Genomic DNA, 20,849 nt, shown 5'->3' with positions numbered 1-20,849 from the left:
CCTTTTGTAATGGCTTTGTGCAGCAATATTGTCCATTGTAGCGCCAATTTTATCGATTCTAAAGTGCGCTAGCCTCTGATTTAATACGTTCACGTTAAAAAAGTGTTTTTACTTTCTAAGAAAGGAACGAAAAATGAGTCAGCAACAACGCGTAAAGCTTTTTATCGACGGCGAATTTATTGAATCCGCATCGACCAAGTCTATTCCAGTGACTAACCCCGCAACACAAGAAGTGCTGTGTGAAACGCCGTTAGCGACAGACGACGAAATGAAGCGTGCTTTTGCAAGTGCGAAAGAAGCATTCAAAACTTGGAAAGAAGTTCCTGTTTCAGAGCGTGCGCGTGTAATGATGCGCTACCAAGCATTGTTGAAAGAACACCACGACGAAATTGCTGAAATTCTTGCTAAAGAGACCGGTAAAACATTCGACGACGCCAAGGGTGACGTTTGGCGTGGTATTGAAGTTGTTGAACAAGCTGCGAACATTCCTGCGCTTACGATGGGTGAAACCGCTGAAAACGTAGCTCGCGGCATCGACACCTACAGCTACATTCAGCCGCTAGGTGTGTGCACAGGTATTACACCATTTAATTTCCCTGCAATGATTCCATTGTGGATGTTCCCAATGGCCATTGCTTGCGGTAACACATTTATTTTGAAGCCATCTGAGCAAGACCCAATGACACCAACACGCTTAGCGGAATTGTTTGCTGAAGCGGGTGCGCCAAAAGGTGTTTTACAAGTGGTTCATGGTGCTAAAGAGCAAGTAGACTTTCTATTGAACCACCCTGAAATTCGCGCAATTTCATTCGTGGGTTCTGTGCCAGTAGGTCAGTATATCTACCGTACAGGTACTGAAAACTTGAAGCGCGTACAAGCTTTCGCAGGTGCTAAAAACCACTGTGTAATCATGCCAGACGCGAACAAGAAAACCGTTGTAAATAACTTGGTTGGTGCATCAGTAGGTGCAGCAGGCCAACGTTGTATGGCTATTTCTGTTGCTGTGTTTGTAGGTAAGTCGAAAGAGTGGATTCCAGAATTAGCGGAAGAGCTGGCAAAGGTTAAACCAGGCGCTTGGGACGACGAAAACGCTGCATACGGACCGCTTATTAGCCCCGCTGCTAAACAGCGCGTGCTTGATCTTATTCAAAAAGGTAAAGAAGAGGGCGCGGAGTGTTTGGTTGACGGCTCTGACTGCAAAGTTGAAGGCTTCCCAGACGGTAACTGGGTTGGACCTACATTCTTTAGTAAAGTGACTAAAGAAATGACTATTTACCAACAGGAAATATTCGGTCCTGTATTGTGTGCAGTTGAAGTAGACACGCTAGAAGAAGCGTTAGAACTTGTGAACAGCAACCCTTACGGTAACGGTACTTCAATCTTTACCACTAATGGTGCTTCGGCTCGTAAGTATCAGCACGAAGTTGAGGTAGGTCAGGTGGGAATTAATATTCCAATTCCAGTGCCACTACCTTTCTTCTCGTTCACAGGTTGGAAGAACTCATTCTTCGGTGATTTACATGCTTATGGTAAGCAAGCGATTCGTTTCTACAGCGAGACTAAAACCATCACCGCGCGTTGGCCGGAAAGTGAAATCGACAACGAAGGCCCTAACATGACCATTAAATTGCAGTAAGAGGTAGTTATGAATTTCAATTTAACTGACGACCAACAGGCGTTTGTAGACACAGCGCGTGCTTTTGCTGAAAAAGAAATGGCGCCTCATGCGGGTAAGTGGGACGAAGAGCATCATTTCCCGATTGAAGTGTTCCGCAAAGCCGGTGAAATGGGCTTCATGGGCATGTACACGCCAGAAAGTGCTGGCGGCTTCGGAATGAGCCGCTTAGACAGTGCTTTAATTTTCGAACAACTAGCGATGGGTTGTACCGCAACTACAGCCATGATGACCATTCACAACATGGTGACATGGATGATTGGCTCGTTCGCTAAGCCAGAAGTTTCTGAGCAATGGTGCCCAGAACTTGTGATGGGTCAGAAGCTTGGTTCTTATTGCTTAACTGAGCCGGGTGCAGGTTCAGACGCAGCAAGCTTGCGTACATCGGCTAAAAAAGAAGGCGATGAGTACGTATTGAATGGATCGAAAATGTTCATCTCAGGTGCTGGCTCTACTGACGTATTAGTTGTCATGGCAAGAACCGGTGGAGAAGGTGCCAAAGGCATTTCAGCATTCGTAGTGCCTGCTGACGCAGAAGGTATTCACTACGGTAAAGCCGAAGAAAAAATGGGCTGGAACGCACAGCCTACGCGCTTGGTTACTTTTGAGAATGTCCGTATTCCAGCTGCAAACTTACTTGGCGAAGAGGGTGAAGGCTTTAAGTTTGCCATGATGGGGTTAGACGGCGGTCGTATAAATATTGCGGTATGTTCAGTAGGTACTGCGCAAGCGGCTTTAAATACTGCACGCGACTACATGCACGAGCGTTCTCAGTTCGGCAAACCACTTGCTGCATTCCAAGCGATGCAATTTAAGCTTGCTGATATGGCAACAGAACTTGTTGCGGCTCGCCAAATGGTGCGTTTAGCTGCATTTAAAGTAGATAGCGAAGACGCTGATAAAACCTCTTACTGTGCAATGGCAAAACGCTTCGCTACCGACATTGGTTTCCAAGTATGTAACGAAGCACTGCAAATTCATGGCGGTTACGGTTATATCAAAGAGTATCCGTTAGAGCGTCATGTTCGCGACGTACGTGTGCATCAAATTCTTGAGGGTACTAATGAAATCATGCGCTTAATTATTGCGCGTCGATTATTAGCTGACGGTGCCGCTGAACTGTTATAAGCGAGGGAATGATGAGTCAGGAACAAGCTGTAAAGTTTGCAACAATAGACGCTCAGAACGGGAAGAAGATTGGAGTGGCAACACTCAATTCTGAGCGTTCCTTGAATGCTTTAAGCCTTGAAATGATCAAGCTCTTGTCACCACAACTTGACGCTTGGGCAGAAGACGACAATATTGCTTGTGTGTGGCTTGAAGGTGCCGGCGAGAAAGCGTTTTGTGCGGGTGGCGACATTGTACAAATGTACCATGCGACCAAAGCGCAAAACGCAGATACTACTAAGCCAAAACCAGTAGAAGAGGTTGTGGACTTCTTCACTAAAGAATATCGCTTAGATTACAAAATCAGAACCTATAAAAAGCCAATCGTAGTTTGGGGCCATGGTTTCGTAATGGGCGGTGGTATTGGTTTAATGAACGGTGCTAGCCATCGTGTCGTTACCGAGCATTCAAGATTAGCCATGCCAGAAATTAGCATTGGTTTATACCCGGATGTGGGCGGCACATGGTTTTTAAGCCGTTTACCTGAAGGTATGGGACTATTCTTGGGGCTTACTGCTGCGCAAGTTAATGCGACCGACGCATTATGGTTAGGTATGGCCGACGTTGCGATTCCATTTAATGCGAAACAGTCTGCAATTGAAGCATTGCAAGGTGCAGACTGGTCTGCAGATATAAGCCAAAACCATAACTTAGTAGACGACGTTCTTCGTGGCGTAGGCGATGCAACAGCAATGCCTGAAGCACAGTTAGAGCCATTGCATGAAGTGATTCGCACACTAATGACTGGTGAAGATTTAACTGCGGTTGCGCATCAATTTACGCAATACCAAACCGACGAAGAAGCTTTGGTTCGTGGTCAGAAAACGCTTCAGCGTGGTTGTCCCATGACTGCCCATATAGTTTGGCAGCAGCTTCAGCATGGCGAACAACTATCGATTGAAGACGTATTTCGCTTAGAGCTTACGCTATCGGTGAATTGCGCCATCCATGGCGACTTTATTGAAGGCGTTCGTGCTTTGCTTATTGACAAAGACAAGCGTCCGCAGTGGCGTCATGCGTCTATCGACGTTATTGGCGAGCGCGACGTAGACGAAATGTTTACTTCGCCTTGGAGCGCAGAAGCGCACCCACTTAAGGATTTAGGGGAATAATCATGGCAAATGTAGGATTTATCGGGCTAGGTAATATGGGTGGCCCAATGGCGACAAACTTGGTGAAGGCAGGGCACGACGTGACTGTTTTCGATTTGTCGCAAGAAGCCTTAGCAACATTGAAAGAAGCGGGTGCGGCCGTTGCAGAAAGCGCAGAAGCTTGTGTGAAAGGTAAAGACATTATTGTGTCTATGTTACCTGCTGACAAGCACGTACTGGGTTTATACCTTGGCGAAGGCGTTGAGGGCGACGGCATCGCTGACGCAATTGAAGAAGGTGCATTAGTTGTAGATTCAAGCACGATTAGCGCAGACACCGCACGCAAACTTGCTCAAGCACTCGTGGAAAAAGGTAAGCGTGTAATCGACGCACCTGTTTCTGGTGGTGTGGGTGGTGCTAAAGCTGGCACGCTGACCTTTATTTGTGGCGGCGACGGTGGTGACATTGAAGAAGCGCGCCCAGTGCTTGAGTCGATGGGTAAAGCCGTATTCAGAGCAGGTGAGCACGGCGCAGGCCAAGTTGCGAAAATCTGCAATAACATGCTTCTAGGTGTGTTAATGGCCGGTACTTCTGAAGCGTTACAGCTTGGTCGTGCGCAAGGGCTAGACGCAAAAGTACTTTCAGAAATCATGCTGCAAAGCTCTGGCCGTAACTGGACGCTAGAAGTGTATAACCCATGCCCAGACGTAATGGACGGTGTGCCTTCAAGCAACGACTACAATGGCGGGTTCCTAGTCGATCTCATGTTAAAAGACTTAGGTTTGGCATTGGATACGGCAAAACAGTCGGGTAATGAAACGCCTATGGGCGAGCGTGCTAAAGAACTGTTTGCAGAGCACAGCGCAGAAGGTTTCGGTGGCTTAGACTTCTCAAGCATTTTTAAGAAGTTTGGCAAGTAAAAAGAATTGAAGGAATAAACGAACATGCAAATTTCAGACGCAGTAATTGTAATTACCGGTGGCGCGCAAGGCTTAGGCCGCGCAATGGCTGAAGACTTCGCTTCACGCGGCGCTTCACTAGCTCTTATCGACATGAACGCAGAGCAGCTACAAGAAGCACAAGCAAGCTGTGAAAAGTCAGGGGCGAAAGTAGTACGCACATACTCTGCTAATGTAACTAACGAAGCAGAAGTAGAGTCTACTTTCGGTGCTATCGACGCAGACTTCGACGGTATCGACGTACTTGTAAACAACGCAGGTATTTTGCGTGACGGTATGTTGATCAAGTGCAAAGAGGGTGAAATCACTCACAAAATGCCACTTTCACAATGGCAGTCAGTGATCGACGTAAACCTTACCGGAACATTCTTGTGTGGCCGTGAAGCGGCAGCTGTTATGGCGAAGCGCGAGCGTAAAGGTGCGATCATCAACATTTCTAGCGTGGCAAGAGCCGGTAACATCGGCCAAACCAACTATGCAGCAACTAAAGCTGGCGTAGTGGCAATGACCGTAACTTGGGCGCGCGAGCTTGGTCGTTTTGGTATCCGTTGTGGCGCAATTGCACCAGGTTTCATCGAAACACCAATGACTGCTGCTATGAAACCAGAAGCAGTAGAGCGCGCACTTTCAATGGTACCGCTTAAGCGTTGGGGCCAACCCAGTGAAGTTGCAGACTCTGCACGTTTCATTATTGAAAACGACTTCTTCAGTGGCCGTGTCATTGAAATTGATGGTGGCGTGAGACTTTAACGTTCCGTTTATGAAGTTATGATAAAAGCCAGCTTATTAGCTGGCTTTTTTTTTTGAGGTTTCTGTAAGAATTTGAGTGCTGATTCCGTCTAGGTATTAAATTCACCACAAATATGGAGAGGCAATTGCCAACTTCAAACATAAAACAACGGATATCCAAGTTAGCCGGTGAGTACGGCAGCCTCGTTTATCAGTGCGCATATAAGATATTGGGAGACCGGCACCAAGCCGAAGATATAGCCCAAGAAGTTTTTCTTAAACTATTTAAGAAGTCGTGCGCGCAAATGGACGAGGTTCAACATTGGGGCGCTTATCTCAAAACAATGGCAACATCTGCCAGTTGTGATTTTCTGCGCAAGCGTTACCACCAGCAAGAGGTGTCTGAGCAGGCTGAAGTTTTACCTTTTGTTCAGCCAAACAACGACCAACTTTCTGGCCCGGAGCGAAGTGTTGAAAATCAAATACAACTCGACCTATTGCGTGAAGCTTTAGCAAGGCTGAAACCGCAGGAAGCAGAGGTTTTTGTATTAAGAAACATTGAGCAACTGAGTTACCAGGAAATAGCAGACCAGCTCGCAATAAATAGTGGTCATGTGGGAGCTATTTTACACCGCACCAAAGACAAACTTGCCGTGATTTTTAGTGAAACAAATTCAGAGGAAGCCGTTCATGTCAGCAACTAATTCAAATGAATACTTAGTCGACCAAGCAACGCAAGCTATGCGCAACCAAGGTGATAGTGAAGAGTATGCAGAGCAAGTCAGTTTGCGTATACAGAATTTAATTGACGCTCAGCCTGAGCAAGCGCAAGAAAAACGTACCTCATGGTTAAGAGGTTTCTTGCAAAGCATGGCGAAAGCGAAGTTACGGACAGCTAGTGCGTTTAGCGCGGTAGGTGCAGTGGGGATAGCTACTTTACTGTTTTTAGGCTCTACAAGTACTCCGTTGTATGCCGATATGGTCGCTAAATTAAGAGACATTACCAGTTTAACTTACCAGGGCAGCATGCATGCACGAGGTGAACACTTGATGGATATCAATGTGTTTTACCAGCATCCAGATAAGGTTCGAGTAGAAACTTTGCCAAGCGGTTCAGCAGAAGGTGGTGCCACCATTAATATCATGGATATCGCCAATGGGCAGGGGCAAATCATTTTTCCTGAGCAAGGGATGAACGTGCCTTACCAGTTTGACCCAGAACAAAACGGTCAAACGAATGAAGAAGAGGACCCGCTAGCTTGGTACGACACCTTACTAAATGCCGATCCAAGTACTGTGACGACGCTTGATAGCATTGAAGTAGACGGCAAGCTGTTGACTGGGTTCTTAGTTGAAGAGCAGGGTACACAAGTTCGTGTTTGGGTGGACGCGAATACGGAATTGCCTGTGCGTTTAAACGTGCTAATACCTGGACAAAGTGAACAAGCCACGTTTGAGTTGCAAGCCGAGCTTACTTTCAACGAAACTATCGATGAGAATTTGTTTCAATATTAATTACTATTGGTCTTCGTATTCAGTTCGATAGCGATATAAAAAAGCCAGCTCTTTGGAGCTGGCTTTTTTGGAACAACGACAGGGGGTTATAACCAACCCGCAGACTTCAATATATCCATGGTTGAGTTTGTAAACGGAAAAAGTAATGCGCCAAAAATAGCGATTCCGCCAACTACTTTCGTGGCTTTTAATACAAAAGAGTATTTCATTAATTTATTTAGAAGAGCGAAGGCAATCGCGAAAACTAGAATATAGCCAATGACTTTCCCCGTGTCGCTGTAGCCAATCCAACCCATGTCTCGAATTATTGGAACACTTATATAGCTGATGCCAGCCGAGTATGCGATTTGAGTAATAGGGTCTTCAAATGAAATTGCGCACATTAATACCACTAGTAGGAAAAACGCACTGAGCAGAATAGCCGCAGGGGCGATGATATAGGTTAAAAGTCCTAAGTCGTCCGCTAAAAAATGTGGTGTAAAAAAGCCGACTAGCCAGTAGAGCCCAAACATAAGCGCACCGACACCAATATAAGTGCCCATAACAAAGTTTGATAAATTTTCCGCTGCTATTTGGTTGCCATCGACAACAACTACTCTTTGAACCATCTATATACTCCTTGTGATTCATTATTATTGTAATTTGCGTATACGCGGAGCTTTAATGGCGAAATTCAGCTGGAAGGGAGGTGAAAAAGTATTTTGCTTTTTGCTTCCTGCATTAACTTCGCACAGCTTGCGCATGTGGGTTGTCCATAAACAGCTCCCATATTGGAAGCTACTTTGACTAGATAGCCTGACTTTATCCCGACACAGGGCACTGTGCAAGCGGTTGTTGTAGCTAAATCTGAGTAATTGCTAACTGTACTGATGGGAGATATTGCTAAAGAAATACAGGAATCAAACTAAGCTCTTGCTCCGGTATTTTCAGAATTGTGGAGTTAATGACTTGTCGAGAATAAGCAACGGAAATCTCGCGGTAACATATAAAAAGGGATGAAAGATGAGAGGGATAACAGTTTTTGGTTCGTTATTTTTAGGATGTGCGCTGCCGTTTACGCTCTGTCACACATACAGCTTTCTCATCCGTATTGTAATAGCACTTATAAAAACTAAAACTCATAACAAGATGCTGCTACGGAAAATTTAGTCGCTTCGCTCCTAAATTTCCGCAGAGCACGGCGTTATCTAGGAAATTATGATGTATATATTCAGCCTCTTACTTAGTTCTTTACTCTCTGCACCTCCAGAGCCTATTGCTCAAATGGAATGCCCTGAGTTCGTTGAAGAAGTGGCATTAGAACTGGAACCAAATAAACAGTATTTCCGCGACACAGTTAGGGCTAGAGTGGAACGTAGAGAAGTGTCTGACGCTGAATTATTTAACTTCTTTAAACAGTTTGGTGAGAATGAAAGAAAAATAAAGTTAGCTAGTAACGAATTGTTAGCTAACGAAATTGGTGCGCCTATCGTTTATTCGATGGAATATTATCAAGAAAAGTATTTTGGTCTAGAAAATCATTTAACAATTCATCATGTACCAGCGGCAGTAACTTATCAAACGCCATTCGGACACTTAGCTGGGGATTCACAAGGTGAGTTCGGCGGCGAGCTGGTTTTTGTGAACAATTCTGGAGTAGTTGAACTTATCCAAGATATGAATGTGGAAGACATCTACAAGTTTGACTTTGGTTACGTGGTAACTGCTGGTTTAAGGCATATGGGCAGTGACAGAGGTACGCTTTATCTCGTTACCTTTTTAGATGGCGAGCCTCAAATAACAACATTGTTTGGTTTAATTGGTGCTCCTGAAACTAGTTTGAAATTGTCCAATGGTGATTTATTAATAAACTCTCGCGATGGAAGCCAAGTATTAAGAACCGATGGTTCGCTAGAGCGAGTTTCGTGCGTCAGCAATGCAAACCGAAGAATATTGGACAATATCTAGCGATTACAAGAGGACGCAATGGACAGCAGTGTTTATGAGCTACATTCAGAACGACCAACCTCTGAACCACATTATAAGACAAACCCTACTCACACGTTTTTTGTTCACACCGCTGTACTAACCCAGAACCAAAACACAGGACTTTCAGCTAAAACTCAGTTAAGTTACTAAATCTTAATATCAACCCAGTATAAGGCTATACAATTCAAAGGTGTTTTCAAACGATGCATGAGTATTTTAAGAAATTTGGCTTTGGTTTCTTCTGGGGTGGTGGCTTTATTGTGGCCTCACTGCTCGTTTTTGCTCTATACATGGTTTTTGGTGAAAGAAAGGTGTCGGAGATAGCGGAAGAATTTTATAGAGCTGACATGCTCGAGCAGCTAAATGAAAAATGGATAATAAACTATGATATCGAAGTATTGAATATCTACAAATTAGAAAACCAGTTACGAATCACCGCGTCGGTGCAAAGTCATTCTGATGAACTATCTTATATTCCCAGGACTGCATTTGATGTCTTCAGTTCAGATGGAGACTTCATCACCAAATGTAATTATTCTTACAATCGTTCAACAGCCATCGAAAATAAAATTGTGTACTTAGAAGCAACCTGCGATGTTTCCGCGTTGCAAGCAGAGCAAGCAAATTATGCTGTTGGGGAGTTCATATTCTAAGAAGATCTATTTCAAGCTGTAAAGTCACTTACGTTGGAGTTCCGATGCTTAGTGCGTTGTGTAGGAGATTATAGCTGACTTAAACTTCTATTATAGAAATTGATGCCGTAGTGCTATAACGCCAAAATGTCCTAGCACTTGGAGAATATTATGAGCGATACATCGAAACGTTCTACAGTATATTTTGACCCTCAACTACACGCGGCGCTTAAAGGCTGCGCATACCCATCGTTCACTATCTGAGATCGTCAATGACGCTGTTCGCGCTGCGTTGTCTGAAGATCAGCAAGATCTAGCAGCGTTTGAAGAACGCGTTGCTGAACCGACAATGAGCCATGAAGGATTGCTGAATGAAATTAAAAGATAACCCTCGGACTAAAGTCACGTTCATAGCTGGAGCATTGCAGAATACAAAAGGCTTATTATGCTTACAGAGACTGCCACAATAACTAAAATACCTGTTGCCAATCCGTTGATAAAGGCAAAACACTGCGACACTCTCGATTTCTGAATGTTTAATCTCCCGTTTAAAGCAAGAAACGCAATACTGCTCGTCCATATTGTTGTACTGAAGAAAAACCCTAAGATAATTAGCGCTTCTAGGTTATACCGTGCGATTTCTATCTCCTGATATTGTATAGAGTCAGTACCATGGAGAAATAAAAGGAAGCCACAAAAAAGAGTTGGAAATATGAATATACAAGCGTTTAGAAAAGCGCAAAGTCAAGCCAAACCCAAAAGTTTTCAGTTTTTATTCTGTGAATTATTTCAACTTAACCTACCTGACTAAATCTTTTAACGAAGCCGACCACTAGTGGAAGTCACTTGACAGTGTTGCGCGTTGCGCTACACTGAGCTCCATGATTAAAACTTTCAAGCACAAAGGATTGAAGCTTTACTTCGAAACCGGAAGTACTCGCGGGATTCAAGCGAACCATGCTACGAGGTTACGTATGCAATTAACAGCTTTGAATACTGCGATGGAAGTTTCAGATCTTAACATTCCAGGGTACAAGCTCCATTTATTAAAAGGGAACCGGAAGGGAGTTTGGTCAATCACGGTCAGTGGAAACTGGCGGTTAACTTTTGAGTTTCGTGACGGCCATGCGTATCTGCTTGAATATGAGGACTATCACTAATGTCTGTGATGTTTAACCCAGCCCATCCGGGCGAATTTATTATTGAAACGTACATGCAACCTTATGGATTAAGTTGTCGTTATCTCGCGGGTAAATTGGATATTTCGCCTTCTACGTTAAATCGAGTTTTAAAGGGGCAAAGTGGCGTTAGCCCAGAAATGGCTTTGCGTCTTTCTAAAGCATTAGGTAGGAGCCCAGAGAGTTGGCTAGCAATGCAAGATGCGTATGACTTATGGCATGCTGAAAAGAGTTTAAGTTTAGAAAAGGTTCAAAAACTCGATCTCTCCGCTGCTTAATAGGAGTAAGCAATAAATGAAACAACACATTGGCTCTTGTTTATGCGGCACTGTAAAGTTCGAAGTCAAAGGTGAGTTCGACAGCTTTTATTTGTGCCATTGCCAGCACTGTCAAAAAGATACTGGCAGTGCTCATGCCGCGAATTTATTCTCGCAGTCAGCTCAGCTGAAATGGTTAGTTGGGCAGGATGCAATAAGTACTTTCACGCTTCCAGGTACACGCCATAGTAAAAGTTTTTGTAATCTATGTGGTTCTGCATTACCTAACACTGAAATAGAAGGTTTGCTTGTCGTGCCCGCGGGGTGCTTAGATTCAAAAGTGCCTTTGGAACCTACAGCACATATTTTCACTTCTAGTAAACCGTGTTGGGATATAGATCAAACCAAACTTCCTTCATTCGAAAAACTTCCCCGTTAAACTTCTCATAACTTACCTTTCAGTACAGTTTCAAAATACCTCTATGCCTTTAGTGGCGTGCGTTATAAAAGTGTAAAGGCGCCTCTATTTATTGGTTTTTTCTCTCCTGCTTCGGTAAAAGAGGGATTACTTATGTGTGTATGAAAAGGGAGCGATTATGGATATACCTGTTTTGCTCGCTATTGTTGCGGGGTTGTGGATAGCTCTCGTATTTGCTGGTGCTTTGGAGGCATTGAAGCATCGTTGGTTGGTTAGCCGTGTTCCTGTACGAGTTCATGTGAATGGTACACGGGGTAAAACCAGTGTAACGCGTTTAATTGCTGCCGGATTGCGTTCAGGGGGTAAGCGTGTGTGTGCGAAAACTACTGGTTCTGCTGCTGCGATTACCGACCCCAATGGCCGTGAGTTTCCTATTTATCGAATTAGTGGCGCTAACATTATTGAGCAAATGCGCACACTAAAACGGATGTCGAAGTTAAAGCCCGATATTGTGGTGATGGAGTGTATGGCGCTTCAACCGCAATACCAGTCTTTAAGCGAGCTGCGTATGGTGCGTTCAAATGTTGGTGTGATTACCAACGCGCGCCCCGATCATTTAGATGTAATGGGGCCAAAAGAAGAAGACGTAGCACTAGCGTTGGCGGGAAGTACGCCAGTGAAGGGTAATTTATTCACGGCTGAAAGAGACTTACTACCTACCTTTGAACATTCTTGCAAAGACCGTCAGTCGCAACTTCATGGTGTTACTTTAGAAGAAGTAGAGGCTATTTCAGACGATACCATGAGCTTGTTTCGTTATGCCGAGCACAAAGAAAATGTGGCTTTGGCTTTGAATGTTTGTGAGCACTTGGGTGTAGAACGAGACAAAGCTTTGAAAGGCATGACAAAACTTGAGCCTGAGCCTGGGGCTATGCAAGTTCTTCATGTGAGTTATTTCAAACGTGAAATTGTGTTTGTGAATGGCTTTGCAGCGAACGACCCAGAGTCTACCGGCAAGATTTGGGAAAACATGGTGGACAAGTTTGGTAAAGGGCGAAAAAAAATCATGCTTATTAATTGTCGTGCGGACAGGCCACACCGTTCTCAGCAAATGGCTGAAGAAGCTGGGAAGTGGACTAAAGCAGACAAGGTGATTCTTATGGGATCAGGTTGTTTTGTATTTGTGCGTAGCGCTGTAAAACACGGAATTGATCCAGAAAAGCTGCTGGTTCTTGAGGGCGGCGACATGACCGACATTACCGAAACTATTTTAGAAGAGTCGGCAGGTCATGGTTTGGTGATTGGTATGTGCAATATTCATGGTGGCGGTGAAGAGGTCGCGCGTTTCTTCCAGAACCGTGCCGTTAAAGAGGAAGATTTATGATAGCGCTTAATATATTGGCTGTAGCCATTGGTATCGGCTTGTTCTTTACATTGTTACTTACGCACACTTTAGGGTTAGCGGCTGGTGGTCTTGTCGTGCCTGGTTATGTGGCTCTGCAACTTACTGATCCACTAAGTTTAGGCATTACTTTGTTGGCGGCATTGATGACTTATTTGATTGTTAAAGTGATTGCGAGCTTTGCCATTATTTATGGTCGTCGGCAAACCATTATTATGATTTTAACTGGCTATTTAATCGCAGGCTTGTTCGATTTGTTTATTGGTAACTTGGTAAATTGGACCGACTTGCAAATGGTCGCGGGCAGCGACGGCACCCAAGCTCGTGTGGGCACACTAGACTCGACGTTCATGATGACCGTAATGGAAAGCAGTATTATTGGTTACATTATTCCGGGGCTCATCGCTATTTGGTTCGAACGCCAAGGTGTATTGCAAACCTTATGTGGCCTTGCTGTTACAGCAGTTTTGGTAAGGTTGGCGTTAATTGTCATTATGCCTGAGTCGCTACAAATGTATGAAGCAAGCCGCGCCTTTCAAATGCCCGGTTGGTAACAGGAGACCCTTGAATGAGTAGTTTTACTAAAATTTATTGGCGCTCTTCAGGTGTACCAACCTGGGGACTTATTTTCCTTATTATTGTGGCTGTTATTGTGATGGTAGCCGCGGAAAACATGAAGCAACGCGACCCCGTTGTGGAAGAGAATTACGCCACTATGGTGAATGCGGCGAAAATCATGCGTGACGGCATGGAAGTTTTGCGGCCACTCCGAGCTCAAATTGCACCGATTAATCCAGAGTTTGATCCCCAGCGTTCGGGCTTAATCGGTCTGGAAAACAGCGTGGTAACCACGAATCAAGGTGGTCGGGAAGCCAAGCAAACCACGGTGAACCCAAACTGGGCGGCTGTTGCCGTGAAATTGTTGGCAGACGCAGGAGTGCAATCTGGTGATTTGGTTGCGGTAACGGTATCAGGCTCTTTTCCAGCGTTGAACCTAGCGGTGTATTCGGCTCTGGAGGCAATGGAAGCAGACGCAGTTATTGTGGCTTCCGCATCCTCTTCTCAGTGGGGCGCGAATGTTCCAAATTTCCTTTGGTTAGACATGGAGCGTGAACTTCGCGAAGCTGGCGTAATGTCGCTACACGCTGAATACTCATCAATTGGCGGTATTGAAGATCGTGGTATTGGAATTGCTGAGGAAGGCTTGCAGTCGATCAGGAACTCAATAAGCAGAGCGAATGTTGAATTTATTGACCCTGCAAATTACCAAGAAGCGGTTGCTGACCGTATTGCTATTTTCCGTGAATACTCCGCAGAGAGAAATTATGCGGCTTACATAAACGTTGGTGGTGGTGCCACGGTAGTCGGGCCCCCGGGAATCGATGATATGTTTCGTTCTGGCTTACAAAAGGACGCCCCAGCACGTGCTTTCGCGGTAGAAACTGTAATGGGTTACTTTTTGAAAGAAGACATTCCGGGCATTCATTTCATAGGCATTAAAAATATGGCTGAACGGCATGGTTTACCCCTTATGCCTCCTGAAATTGTGCCGGTAGGGAATGGCGGGGTTTACTCTGCGACCACATACAACCGTTGGTTAGCGCTAGTTTTAGCTATCGGACTGTTTGGCCTGACGTGGTTAATTGTTCGTTCTGCACGAATTACTAGCTTATGGCAACGCTCAGGTCGCAGTGGTAAAGGTACCAAACCAATGGTTTAATATGATTTTGGCAGCCAAGTGAAAGGAGCGATGAGTGTTGAAATACTGGATTATTTTATTCTCACTATGCTCATTTTCCACATGGGCTGCCGAAATTCGACCGTTTACTTCTGACGGTTGTAGTGCGTTTCCAGACGGCACGTTCGAGCAGAACGAACTTTGGTTGTCGTGCTGCAGAGGTCATGACTATACCTACTGGAAAGGCGGTACGTATGACCAACGAGTCGCTGCAGACGAGGAGCTTGAGAGTTGCGTAGCCCAAGTAGGAGAGCCGGAAATTGCGGCTCTTATGCTAGGAGGCGTCCGAGTTGGTGGAACTCCGTACTTGCCTACACGGTTTCGCTGGGGCTATGGCTGGCCTTATCCAAGAGGATACAAAGCACTCACAGAAGACGAATTAGCTCAAATTAGGGCGTTAGAAGATTCTGAGAACCGGATAAACACTAGGTCGACTCATGGTATTGATTAAGTACATGGAATAAGGATATTCACATGAAAAAAGCGTTAAGAGTTTCATTTCTTGTTGGACTCGCAGCAGCGTTTTGGGTTCTCTTTGGCGATTCGTATCAGTTTCGTTTTAACTACTCACCACTTAATAATTTATCATTTGCCGCTTTATGTATTGGCGTTCCAGCGCTATTGGTGGCCAGTGCAATGACGTTTAAGTCTGATCTCATAAAGCTCCCTGGGGTTACTATAGGTCTTTTATTACTGCTTGGCCCTGGCTTTGCAGTCGCGGGATTTGCCGGTTTCATTGGTGTTAGCAATGTACTCGACCCCTAACAGTAACCGTTATAAAGTCATCGATGTGGCTTCAAATGAACTCCATACTTTTCGTTTGTATCAGACTAATTGTGGGGCAACCTGTGATTTTGGTTTATTGCTGCAAAAAGAGATTGATACCCCATTAGGTTTTCGGTTTGTTAAAGAAGTTTGGTCGATGTCTTCGGCCTACGAAGCAGAACTTTTAATCACCCCAGATCGTGTGCAAGTTTTTTACGAGGGAGCTGTTGTGGCGAACCTTGAAACAAATATCTAGCATTTTGGTAAAGGGGAGAGCTAAACTAATCCTCCCTTAAGGCCTAACGATTAAAAGGTGTGAAAACAATGAGTAGCCATTTGTTAATGAACAATCGGGTGTTTGTTTGGATTGCTGTGGCAACTTGTTTGTTGTTGCTTGTTCCTTTTATTGCTATGCAACTTACACCTGAAGTGAATTGGAGTTTAAGCGATTTCATTATTATGGGTGGGCTATTGTTCGTTTCTGGGTCTTCATTTGTGCTTATCGCTCGTAAAACGCAGGCTAAACACCGCATACTGGTAGGTGTTTTGGTGCTAGCCTTAACGCTTTATATTTGGGCTGAGCTTGCTGTGGGTATTTTTACAAACCTTGGTAGCTAATTTTACTCACCAACGTTAAACACCTGAATGGTATCCAAGGTTTCGTAGTCGCCATTATTCGCCTCGTATACGCCGCCAATCACATAGATTTCATCACCCACAACTGCCGCAGAACTATGACGTCTGGGTTGATAGGGCAGATCAGAATAGGACCATTGCATAGTGTTGAAGTTAAACTCCAGCACTTGGTCTAATACGGAGTAACTTCCGAAAACGTAAAGTGTGTCTTGGTGAATCGCTACGGAGTGCGCACTAGTTGCCACGGGCATCTCTGGCATCGGTTCCCAAGTGTCATTTTCGGGGTTATAGCAATCAAATCTTGAGAACACGCGGTCTTGATGCTGGCTATAGCCACCCACAGCGCAGACTCTATTTTGGTATGTAAAAACTTTAGTTTGGCGCGCATCAGGAAGGTCGGCAACACGGCTCAATGTTTCGTTTTCGAAATCATAAACAGTAACTAACCCTAACGATTGAAATTGTTCGTTTTCTCCATTTTCGTCAAATTGACGAACTGTACCTCCGACAATGTAAATCTTACCATCTAAAATCGCCGCACCTGTGTTTTCACGCGGGACTTCCATTGTTAATTGTTTTAGTTGTCCGTTTCTTGTATCAATAATGTCAATCTGTGGTTCTGAGACAGACCTACCCCGATAGCCCCAGCCACCAAATACGTAAATTGAGCTTTGTCCGTCCCAAATAGCAGAACTGTAGGTTCTTGGTTTTATTAAAACAGGCATGTTCGTTACTGTTTTAGATTCGGTGTCAATTCGTTCGATATTTCTATAAAAAAGGCCGTCGGTATGTCCGCCACTGATGACATATATAAAGTTCCCTACGGTTGCAACTGAAGTACCATAGCGGGGCGATTGTAATGTAAAGTCGTTTGTTTCTGCGTATTCATGTGTACTCGCGCAGCTGCTCAACAGCAATGCGATCGTTGAAGCAAGAATGGCTTTATAAATAACCTTATTGGAGAGCATGAAACGTCCTTTTATTCTGTTCCTATTTAAAGCAACTAGTCTAAATAGTCCAAGCTCAACTGTAAACGAATTGTTATAAATTATGTTGTGAATTTAATGATTTTCACGCTATTGTACCTCCCGATACTTGCATAAAAGTAAGGGAATACTTATGAAAAACTTTTTATTTATCTTATGTATCGCTGGGATTGCCTTTTGGTTTGGTCATAAAGCCTCCCAGTCCGATAAAACAGCAGAACTAACGGAGCGTGTAGCGGAAAGAGTGCAGGAGCGTAATACTCGAAATTCTGGGCCTTCAACGGCTTCTCTGGTCGTTGATAATGACGTATCTAATGAAACGAGTAACATGATTATTCAAGAGCAGTTCGAATCCCCTGAAGTAAGTTCAGACGTGTCACTAGCGTCATTTCTAACGTCTAGCGATGAAGCTTTATTGTTTGATACTTCCCACTTAGATCATTTCAATGCAATGGAATATCACTACGCGATCACCAATCTCGATTATTTGAGTGATAAGACCAATTTGTCTTATGAGGTTGAGCAACAACTTAGTACTGCAATTAATGATTATGAAGGTACGAGCCAAGAGGCTTTGAGGTGCTCTGGAAGTGTCTGTGGTGTGATGTTTTCCGGGCAAACACGCGAGGAAGTTAATCTTGCATTAGATGGCATGATTAGAAATGAGAGTTTGAACAGCTTCAGTAAGGGCGGGGTATTGCGCTACGTTGAGGAAAACGGTGTTCATTATGGCGTTGTTGTTATGGTAATTGGTGGGGAAGAAACACCGCCATTAAGTCTTCAATAAGATTATTCATAACGAAGTGAAATACCCAACTTGGCTTGCCGCTTAATCTCAGAATCTAGGTCTAGGCAAAGCATCGGATTTTGCCTACCTTGAGGCGTAAGCGTAAGCAATAAAGTATTCTTTTGAACCGTGGTTTTAAGAAGCAATTGTGACGGCTGCCGATCGGTATTAAACAACACGGCTAAACGCAGTAGCGACAAGCAGCGATAAAGAGTTTGTTGTTCATGTAAATGAAAGTCAGGCCATTGCTCCAGCTTTATTTTCCTTCGATGGTTTCCTGCAAGTGCAGAAACAAAGAATTACTCTTCTTTGCTAAAGCCTGGCATGTCAGCATGCCGCAGTATGTAGCCTGAATGCTTTTGTAAACCGCTTGAATTCACCGATAGTCCAACTTCTTGCAGAACGCGCTCGTTAAACGACAGCCAACTTAATTCTTTTGGGTAAAACTTCATGAAGCACTCTTACCGTTTGTTATGGCTCGATTTTAGCGTGTTTATTTGCAAGAACTGTGACCGTTTTATGACAATGCATGGAAGGTGTAGAAAAGCCTTACTGTATGTATATGTTTACGAAGCAACCTGCGTTAATTGTGGTTAAAGCTTCATCGTTAGAAAGTGTCCATTTAGATTATATGTTGACCTATAAGTAGAACATGGTGCGGAGACTTTATGTTTAAAAGTAAATCCGAAGACATTGTGAAACGACTGCTGGATATTGCGGGTATTGAGGTAAACGGCTCAAACCCTTGGGATATTCAAGTGCACGACAAGCGTGTATACGACCGAGTGATGGCGCAAGCTAACTTAGGTTTAGGTGAAAGTTATATGGAAGGTTGGTGGGAGTGTGACCAACTGGACGAGTTTTTCTTCCGTGTGTTGTCTGCAAAACTAGGTAGCAAAATTAGCCCCATGGGCCTTATTGGTCATTTCATTCGGTCCCGATTAGTGAACAGGCAAACTCCAAAAAGAGCATGGCAAGTAGGTAAAGAACATTACGATCTGAGTAATGAGTTTTACGAGGCAATGCTTGATTCAAGGATGACCTATACCTGCGGTTACTGGCAAGAAGCCGAAACACTTGAACAAGCGCAAGAGCATAAACTGGAGCTGATTTGCCAGAAGATGAAGCTTAAACCTGGTATGCGAGTGCTCGATATAGGATGTGGCTGGGGTAGCTTTATGAGCTATGCCACTAAGCATTACGACGTAAAGTGTGTTGGCGTCACTATTTCTAAAGAGCAAGTAGCGTGGGCAAAAGAGCGTTATCAAGATTTAGATATGGATTTCCGTTTACAAGATTACAGAGAAGTGGACGAAACATTTGACCGTATAGTTAGTGTGGGCATGTTTGAACACGTGGGCGGAAAAAACTATGAGTCTTTCTTTGAGGTCGCAGAAAAATGCTTAGAAGAAGACGGTTTAATGCTTTTACACACGATTGGTAAGAACTTAACAGGTACGACACCGGACCCTTGGATAGACCGATATATATTCCCTAATGGTGAACTTCCTTCGATGGAGCAAATTACTAAGGCGAGTGAAACTCACTTTGTAGTCGAAGATGTACATAACTTCGGTGCTGATTACGATAAAACATTGATGGCCTGGCACGACAACTTTGCTGAAAACTGGCCACAATTTAAGGACGAGTTGGGTAATACCTTTGAGCGCATGTGGCGTTACTATTTGCTCTCCTGTGCGGGCGCTTTTCGTGCGCGAGACATTCAGTTATGGCAATGGGTATTTTCAAAAAATGGGCTGCGGGGCGGTTATCGTCGCGTTTCTTAGCGTACGTTGAAGCCGATGCGTGTTATACTTGGCGCATGTAGAGGAGGCAGCCTATGACCAAGCAACGAGAAACTGTGTTTCAGGTCTCGACTAACCGCAGTCGGGCGTCTCATCGTGTGCGTTATGTAGAAAGTAGTGCTCCCCCAGAAGGTGAATGCCGACTATGTGTGGGCACATTAACGGAAAAGCCGAAAAAGAACGAAGCTGAAAAGGAAAACGACTAGCCTACATGCGCAAGTTACCACCGCTCAATTCATTAAAATCTTTTGAAGCTGCCGCCCGCCATTTAAGTTTTACTAAGGCGTCGGAGGAGCTTTTTGTGACTCAAGCAGCTGTGAGCCATCAAGTGAAAACCCTTGAAGATTATTTGGGTATTCATTTGTTTCTGCGAAAGAACAGAAACTTACTACTCACCGAAGCAGGGCAAGCGTACTACCTTGAAATACGCCAGATGTTTGAGCACCTCACTCAGGTTACCGGTAAAATCATGTTGGCTAGTGAGCAAGGGGCTCTTACGGTTTGTGTGCCACCGGGTTTTGCCATTTTATGGCTTGTACCTCGCTTAAGTCGTTTCCATGAGCTTTACCCAGACATCGACGTGCGCCTGAAGGCTGTAGACGAAGTGACCGGCTCTTTAACCGATTACGTCGATATTGCGATTTACTATGGTCGCGGGACTTGGCAAGGGATTCGTGCCAATAGGTTGCATAAAGAACAGCTTATTCCAGTGTGCTCGCCATTGTTGTTGAAAGGAGAGAAGCCGCTCAATAAGCCAAGTGACTTACTTAACCACACTTTGCTTCACGACGAGACACGAAATGCGTGGCGAGACTGGTTTGATATGGTCGGTGAAGAAACGCCGAAAAAATTGAATGGGTTGGTGTTTAGCCATTCTGCATTGGCAATGAAAGCAGCAGTTCATGGGCAAGGCATAGCGCTAGCGAATAATGTATTGGCAAAGCCCGAAATAGACTCAGGGCACCTTGTGCAAGTGTTCCCAGAAACCTTACCCACCAATGATGCTTTTTATTTGGTGTGCCGCGAGTCACAAGCTGATGCAGGGAAGATTGAGTCTTTCCGTGACTGGATATTGAGTGAAGTAGAGCGAGACGAAGCCGAGTTATCTTCAGTTGAGTGCGCAGCTTCGGAGCAATCTTAA

At 44.4% G+C, this 20,849-nt stretch carries 24 protein-coding genes and 1 pseudogene; 22 read left to right on the top strand and 3 right to left on the bottom strand.

Translation table 11 applies throughout. The annotated features are described in order from the left end of the window. Positions 1 to 133: 133 nt before the first annotated feature. The 7 genes from EYQ95_RS04545 (at position 134) to EYQ95_RS04515 (ending at position 7,136) form a co-directional block, all read left to right on the top strand. Positions 134 to 1,636 carry a CoA-acylating methylmalonate-semialdehyde dehydrogenase gene (locus EYQ95_RS04545; protein WP_111913893.1) on the top strand — a complete coding sequence of 501 codons (1,503 nt, stop codon included), beginning with the start codon at positions 134 to 136 and terminating at the stop codon, positions 1,634 to 1,636. 9 nt (positions 1,637 to 1,645) lie between these two features. After that, entirely contained in the window at positions 1,646 to 2,803 is a 1,158-nt protein-coding gene (locus EYQ95_RS04540) for an acyl-CoA dehydrogenase family protein (protein WP_111913894.1), read from the top strand. 8 nt (positions 2,804 to 2,811) lie between these two features. Further along, positions 2,812 to 3,954, top strand: a complete 1,143-nt coding sequence (locus EYQ95_RS04535; protein WP_111913895.1) for an enoyl-CoA hydratase/isomerase family protein — start codon at positions 2,812 to 2,814, stop codon at positions 3,952 to 3,954. Between the two features lie 2 nt (positions 3,955 to 3,956). Then, on the top strand, positions 3,957 to 4,853 hold the full coding sequence (mmsB, locus tag EYQ95_RS04530; protein ID WP_111913896.1) for a 3-hydroxyisobutyrate dehydrogenase: 897 nt from the start codon (positions 3,957 to 3,959) through the stop codon (positions 4,851 to 4,853). Positions 4,854 to 4,877: 24 nt separating this feature from the next. After that, the gene (locus tag EYQ95_RS04525; protein ID WP_111913897.1) at positions 4,878 to 5,642 is read left to right on the top strand and encodes an SDR family oxidoreductase; all 765 of its coding nucleotides are present in this window, start codon (positions 4,878 to 4,880) and stop codon (positions 5,640 to 5,642) included. Between the two features lie 113 nt (positions 5,643 to 5,755). Then, the gene (locus tag EYQ95_RS04520; protein WP_111913898.1) at positions 5,756 to 6,325 is read left to right on the top strand and encodes an RNA polymerase sigma factor; all 570 of its coding nucleotides are present in this window, start codon (positions 5,756 to 5,758) and stop codon (positions 6,323 to 6,325) included. Next, the gene (locus EYQ95_RS04515) at positions 6,312 to 7,136 is read left to right on the top strand and encodes a hypothetical protein (RefSeq protein WP_111913899.1); all 825 of its coding nucleotides are present in this window, start codon (positions 6,312 to 6,314) and stop codon (positions 7,134 to 7,136) included. Before EYQ95_RS04520 ends, EYQ95_RS04515 begins: the two co-directional genes overlap by 14 nt. 86 nt (positions 7,137 to 7,222) lie before the next feature. On the opposite strand, the gene EYQ95_RS04510 is transcribed toward EYQ95_RS04515, so the two are convergent. After that, entirely contained in the window at positions 7,223 to 7,744 is a 522-nt protein-coding gene (locus EYQ95_RS04510) for a hypothetical protein (RefSeq protein ID WP_111913900.1), read from the bottom strand. A gap of 589 nt (positions 7,745 to 8,333) precedes the next feature. Here EYQ95_RS04510 and EYQ95_RS04505 point away from each other — a divergent pair. From EYQ95_RS04505 to EYQ95_RS04445, 12 genes are all read left to right on the top strand, one after another. Further along, positions 8,334 to 9,083: a hypothetical protein gene (locus EYQ95_RS04505; protein WP_132327471.1), complete on the top strand. Its 750-nt coding sequence runs from the start codon at positions 8,334 to 8,336 to the stop codon at positions 9,081 to 9,083. A gap of 224 nt (positions 9,084 to 9,307) precedes the next feature. Continuing rightward, a complete protein-coding gene (locus tag EYQ95_RS04500; RefSeq protein ID WP_111913902.1) occupies positions 9,308 to 9,757 on the top strand; it encodes a hypothetical protein in 450 nt (149 codons plus the stop codon). Positions 9,758 to 9,941: 184 nt separating this feature from the next. Continuing rightward, positions 9,942 to 10,124 (top strand): hypothetical protein, encoded by a 183-nt coding sequence (locus EYQ95_RS04495; RefSeq protein ID WP_207916215.1) that lies wholly within the window; start codon positions 9,942 to 9,944, stop codon positions 10,122 to 10,124. 493 nt (positions 10,125 to 10,617) lie between these two features. Next, positions 10,618 to 10,896 carry a type II toxin-antitoxin system RelE/ParE family toxin gene (locus EYQ95_RS04490; RefSeq protein WP_111913903.1) on the top strand — a complete coding sequence of 93 codons (279 nt, stop codon included), beginning with the start codon at positions 10,618 to 10,620 and terminating at the stop codon, positions 10,894 to 10,896. Beyond that, positions 10,896 to 11,192 (top strand): HigA family addiction module antitoxin, encoded by a 297-nt coding sequence (locus EYQ95_RS04485; RefSeq protein WP_111913904.1) that lies wholly within the window; start codon positions 10,896 to 10,898, stop codon positions 11,190 to 11,192. Before EYQ95_RS04490 ends, EYQ95_RS04485 begins: the two co-directional genes overlap by 1 nt. A gap of 16 nt (positions 11,193 to 11,208) precedes the next feature. Next, positions 11,209 to 11,610 (top strand): GFA family protein, encoded by a 402-nt coding sequence (locus tag EYQ95_RS04480; RefSeq protein ID WP_111913905.1) that lies wholly within the window; start codon positions 11,209 to 11,211, stop codon positions 11,608 to 11,610. A gap of 157 nt (positions 11,611 to 11,767) precedes the next feature. Beyond that, positions 11,768 to 12,973, top strand: coding sequence for a poly-gamma-glutamate synthase PgsB (gene pgsB / locus EYQ95_RS04475; RefSeq protein WP_111913906.1), 1,206 nt, complete (start codon positions 11,768 to 11,770; stop codon positions 12,971 to 12,973). Further along, a complete protein-coding gene (pgsC, locus tag EYQ95_RS04470; RefSeq protein ID WP_111913907.1) occupies positions 12,970 to 13,545 on the top strand; it encodes a poly-gamma-glutamate biosynthesis protein PgsC in 576 nt (191 codons plus the stop codon). The genes pgsB and pgsC overlap by 4 nt, the downstream gene beginning before the upstream one ends. 14 nt (positions 13,546 to 13,559) lie before the next feature. After that, the gene (gene pgsW / locus EYQ95_RS04465) at positions 13,560 to 14,711 is read left to right on the top strand and encodes a poly-gamma-glutamate system protein (RefSeq protein WP_111913908.1); all 1,152 of its coding nucleotides are present in this window, start codon (positions 13,560 to 13,562) and stop codon (positions 14,709 to 14,711) included. A 492-nt stretch (positions 14,712 to 15,203) separates the two neighbouring features. Beyond that, positions 15,204 to 15,494 carry a hypothetical protein gene (locus EYQ95_RS04455; protein WP_111913910.1) on the top strand — a complete coding sequence of 97 codons (291 nt, stop codon included), beginning with the start codon at positions 15,204 to 15,206 and terminating at the stop codon, positions 15,492 to 15,494. Beyond that, on the top strand, positions 15,478 to 15,750 hold the full coding sequence (locus EYQ95_RS04450) for a hypothetical protein (protein WP_111913911.1): 273 nt from the start codon (positions 15,478 to 15,480) through the stop codon (positions 15,748 to 15,750). The genes EYQ95_RS04455 and EYQ95_RS04450 overlap by 17 nt, the downstream gene beginning before the upstream one ends. A gap of 68 nt (positions 15,751 to 15,818) precedes the next feature. After that, positions 15,819 to 16,112, top strand: a complete 294-nt coding sequence (locus EYQ95_RS04445; protein WP_207801067.1) for a hypothetical protein — start codon at positions 15,819 to 15,821, stop codon at positions 16,110 to 16,112. 2 nt (positions 16,113 to 16,114) lie between these two features. Here the strand turns inward: EYQ95_RS04445 and EYQ95_RS04440 are convergent, their stop codons facing one another. After that, a complete protein-coding gene (locus EYQ95_RS04440; RefSeq protein ID WP_111913912.1) occupies positions 16,115 to 17,098 on the bottom strand; it encodes a kelch repeat-containing protein in 984 nt (327 codons plus the stop codon). Positions 17,099 to 17,249: 151 nt separating this feature from the next. On the opposite strand from EYQ95_RS04440, the gene EYQ95_RS04435 reads away from it, so the two are divergent. Then, positions 17,250 to 17,903: a hypothetical protein gene (locus EYQ95_RS04435; RefSeq protein WP_111913913.1), complete on the top strand. Its 654-nt coding sequence runs from the start codon at positions 17,250 to 17,252 to the stop codon at positions 17,901 to 17,903. A 2-nt stretch (positions 17,904 to 17,905) separates the two neighbouring features. Here EYQ95_RS04435 and EYQ95_RS27060 read toward each other — a convergent pair. Next, positions 17,906 to 18,355 (bottom strand): annotated as a pseudogene (locus EYQ95_RS27060) (hypothetical protein). Between the two features lie 216 nt (positions 18,356 to 18,571). On the opposite strand from EYQ95_RS27060, the gene cfa reads away from it, so the two are divergent. Both cfa and EYQ95_RS04420 read left to right on the top strand, forming a co-directional pair. Then, positions 18,572 to 19,690 carry a cyclopropane fatty acyl phospholipid synthase gene (gene cfa / locus EYQ95_RS04425; protein WP_111913915.1) on the top strand — a complete coding sequence of 373 codons (1,119 nt, stop codon included), beginning with the start codon at positions 18,572 to 18,574 and terminating at the stop codon, positions 19,688 to 19,690. Positions 19,691 to 19,919: 229 nt separating this feature from the next. Then, a complete protein-coding gene (locus tag EYQ95_RS04420; RefSeq protein ID WP_111913916.1) occupies positions 19,920 to 20,849 on the top strand; it encodes a transcriptional regulator GcvA in 930 nt (309 codons plus the stop codon).

It is taken from the genome of Lysobacter sp. N42 (assembly GCF_004344885.1).
Note: the sequence above shows the minus strand (reverse complement) of the source record. Positions and strands in the feature narration are given on the sequence as shown.

What these genes read in the sequence shown, in the direction of transcription:
- EYQ95_RS04445 (WP_207801067.1), top strand. Translation starts at nt 15,819, where the DNA reads ATGAGTAGCCATTTGTTAATGAACAATCGGGTGTTTGTTTGGATTGCT.
- EYQ95_RS04480 (WP_111913905.1), top strand. Translation starts at nt 11,209, where the DNA reads ATGAAACAACACATTGGCTCTTGTTTATGCGGCACTGTAAAGTTCGAA.
- EYQ95_RS04525 (WP_111913897.1), top strand. Translation starts at nt 4,878, where the DNA reads ATGCAAATTTCAGACGCAGTAATTGTAATTACCGGTGGCGCGCAAGGC.
- EYQ95_RS04455 (WP_111913910.1), top strand. Translation starts at nt 15,204, where the DNA reads ATGAAAAAAGCGTTAAGAGTTTCATTTCTTGTTGGACTCGCAGCAGCG.
- EYQ95_RS04485 (WP_111913904.1), top strand. Translation starts at nt 10,896, where the DNA reads ATGTCTGTGATGTTTAACCCAGCCCATCCGGGCGAATTTATTATTGAA.
- EYQ95_RS04505 (WP_132327471.1), top strand. Translation starts at nt 8,334, where the DNA reads ATGATGTATATATTCAGCCTCTTACTTAGTTCTTTACTCTCTGCACCT.
- EYQ95_RS04440 (WP_111913912.1), bottom strand. Translation starts at nt 17,098, where the DNA reads ATGCTCTCCAATAAGGTTATTTATAAAGCCATTCTTGCTTCAACGATC.
- EYQ95_RS04490 (WP_111913903.1), top strand. Translation starts at nt 10,618, where the DNA reads ATGATTAAAACTTTCAAGCACAAAGGATTGAAGCTTTACTTCGAAACC.
- pgsW (WP_111913908.1), top strand. Translation starts at nt 13,560, where the DNA reads ATGAGTAGTTTTACTAAAATTTATTGGCGCTCTTCAGGTGTACCAACC.
- EYQ95_RS04515 (WP_111913899.1), top strand. Translation starts at nt 6,312, where the DNA reads ATGTCAGCAACTAATTCAAATGAATACTTAGTCGACCAAGCAACGCAA.
- EYQ95_RS04545 (WP_111913893.1), top strand. Translation starts at nt 134, where the DNA reads ATGAGTCAGCAACAACGCGTAAAGCTTTTTATCGACGGCGAATTTATT.
- pgsB (WP_111913906.1), top strand. Translation starts at nt 11,768, where the DNA reads ATGGATATACCTGTTTTGCTCGCTATTGTTGCGGGGTTGTGGATAGCT.
- pgsC (WP_111913907.1), top strand. Translation starts at nt 12,970, where the DNA reads ATGATAGCGCTTAATATATTGGCTGTAGCCATTGGTATCGGCTTGTTC.
- EYQ95_RS04450 (WP_111913911.1), top strand. Translation starts at nt 15,478, where the DNA reads ATGTACTCGACCCCTAACAGTAACCGTTATAAAGTCATCGATGTGGCT.
- EYQ95_RS04520 (WP_111913898.1), top strand. Translation starts at nt 5,756, where the DNA reads ATGGAGAGGCAATTGCCAACTTCAAACATAAAACAACGGATATCCAAG.
- EYQ95_RS04500 (WP_111913902.1), top strand. Translation starts at nt 9,308, where the DNA reads ATGCATGAGTATTTTAAGAAATTTGGCTTTGGTTTCTTCTGGGGTGGT.
- EYQ95_RS04435 (WP_111913913.1), top strand. Translation starts at nt 17,250, where the DNA reads ATGAAAAACTTTTTATTTATCTTATGTATCGCTGGGATTGCCTTTTGG.
- EYQ95_RS04510 (WP_111913900.1), bottom strand. Translation starts at nt 7,744, where the DNA reads ATGGTTCAAAGAGTAGTTGTTGTCGATGGCAACCAAATAGCAGCGGAA.
- EYQ95_RS04420 (WP_111913916.1), top strand. Translation starts at nt 19,920, where the DNA reads ATGCGCAAGTTACCACCGCTCAATTCATTAAAATCTTTTGAAGCTGCC.
- EYQ95_RS04535 (WP_111913895.1), top strand. Translation starts at nt 2,812, where the DNA reads ATGATGAGTCAGGAACAAGCTGTAAAGTTTGCAACAATAGACGCTCAG.
- cfa (WP_111913915.1), top strand. Translation starts at nt 18,572, where the DNA reads ATGTTTAAAAGTAAATCCGAAGACATTGTGAAACGACTGCTGGATATT.
- EYQ95_RS04540 (WP_111913894.1), top strand. Translation starts at nt 1,646, where the DNA reads ATGAATTTCAATTTAACTGACGACCAACAGGCGTTTGTAGACACAGCG.
- mmsB (WP_111913896.1), top strand. Translation starts at nt 3,957, where the DNA reads ATGGCAAATGTAGGATTTATCGGGCTAGGTAATATGGGTGGCCCAATG.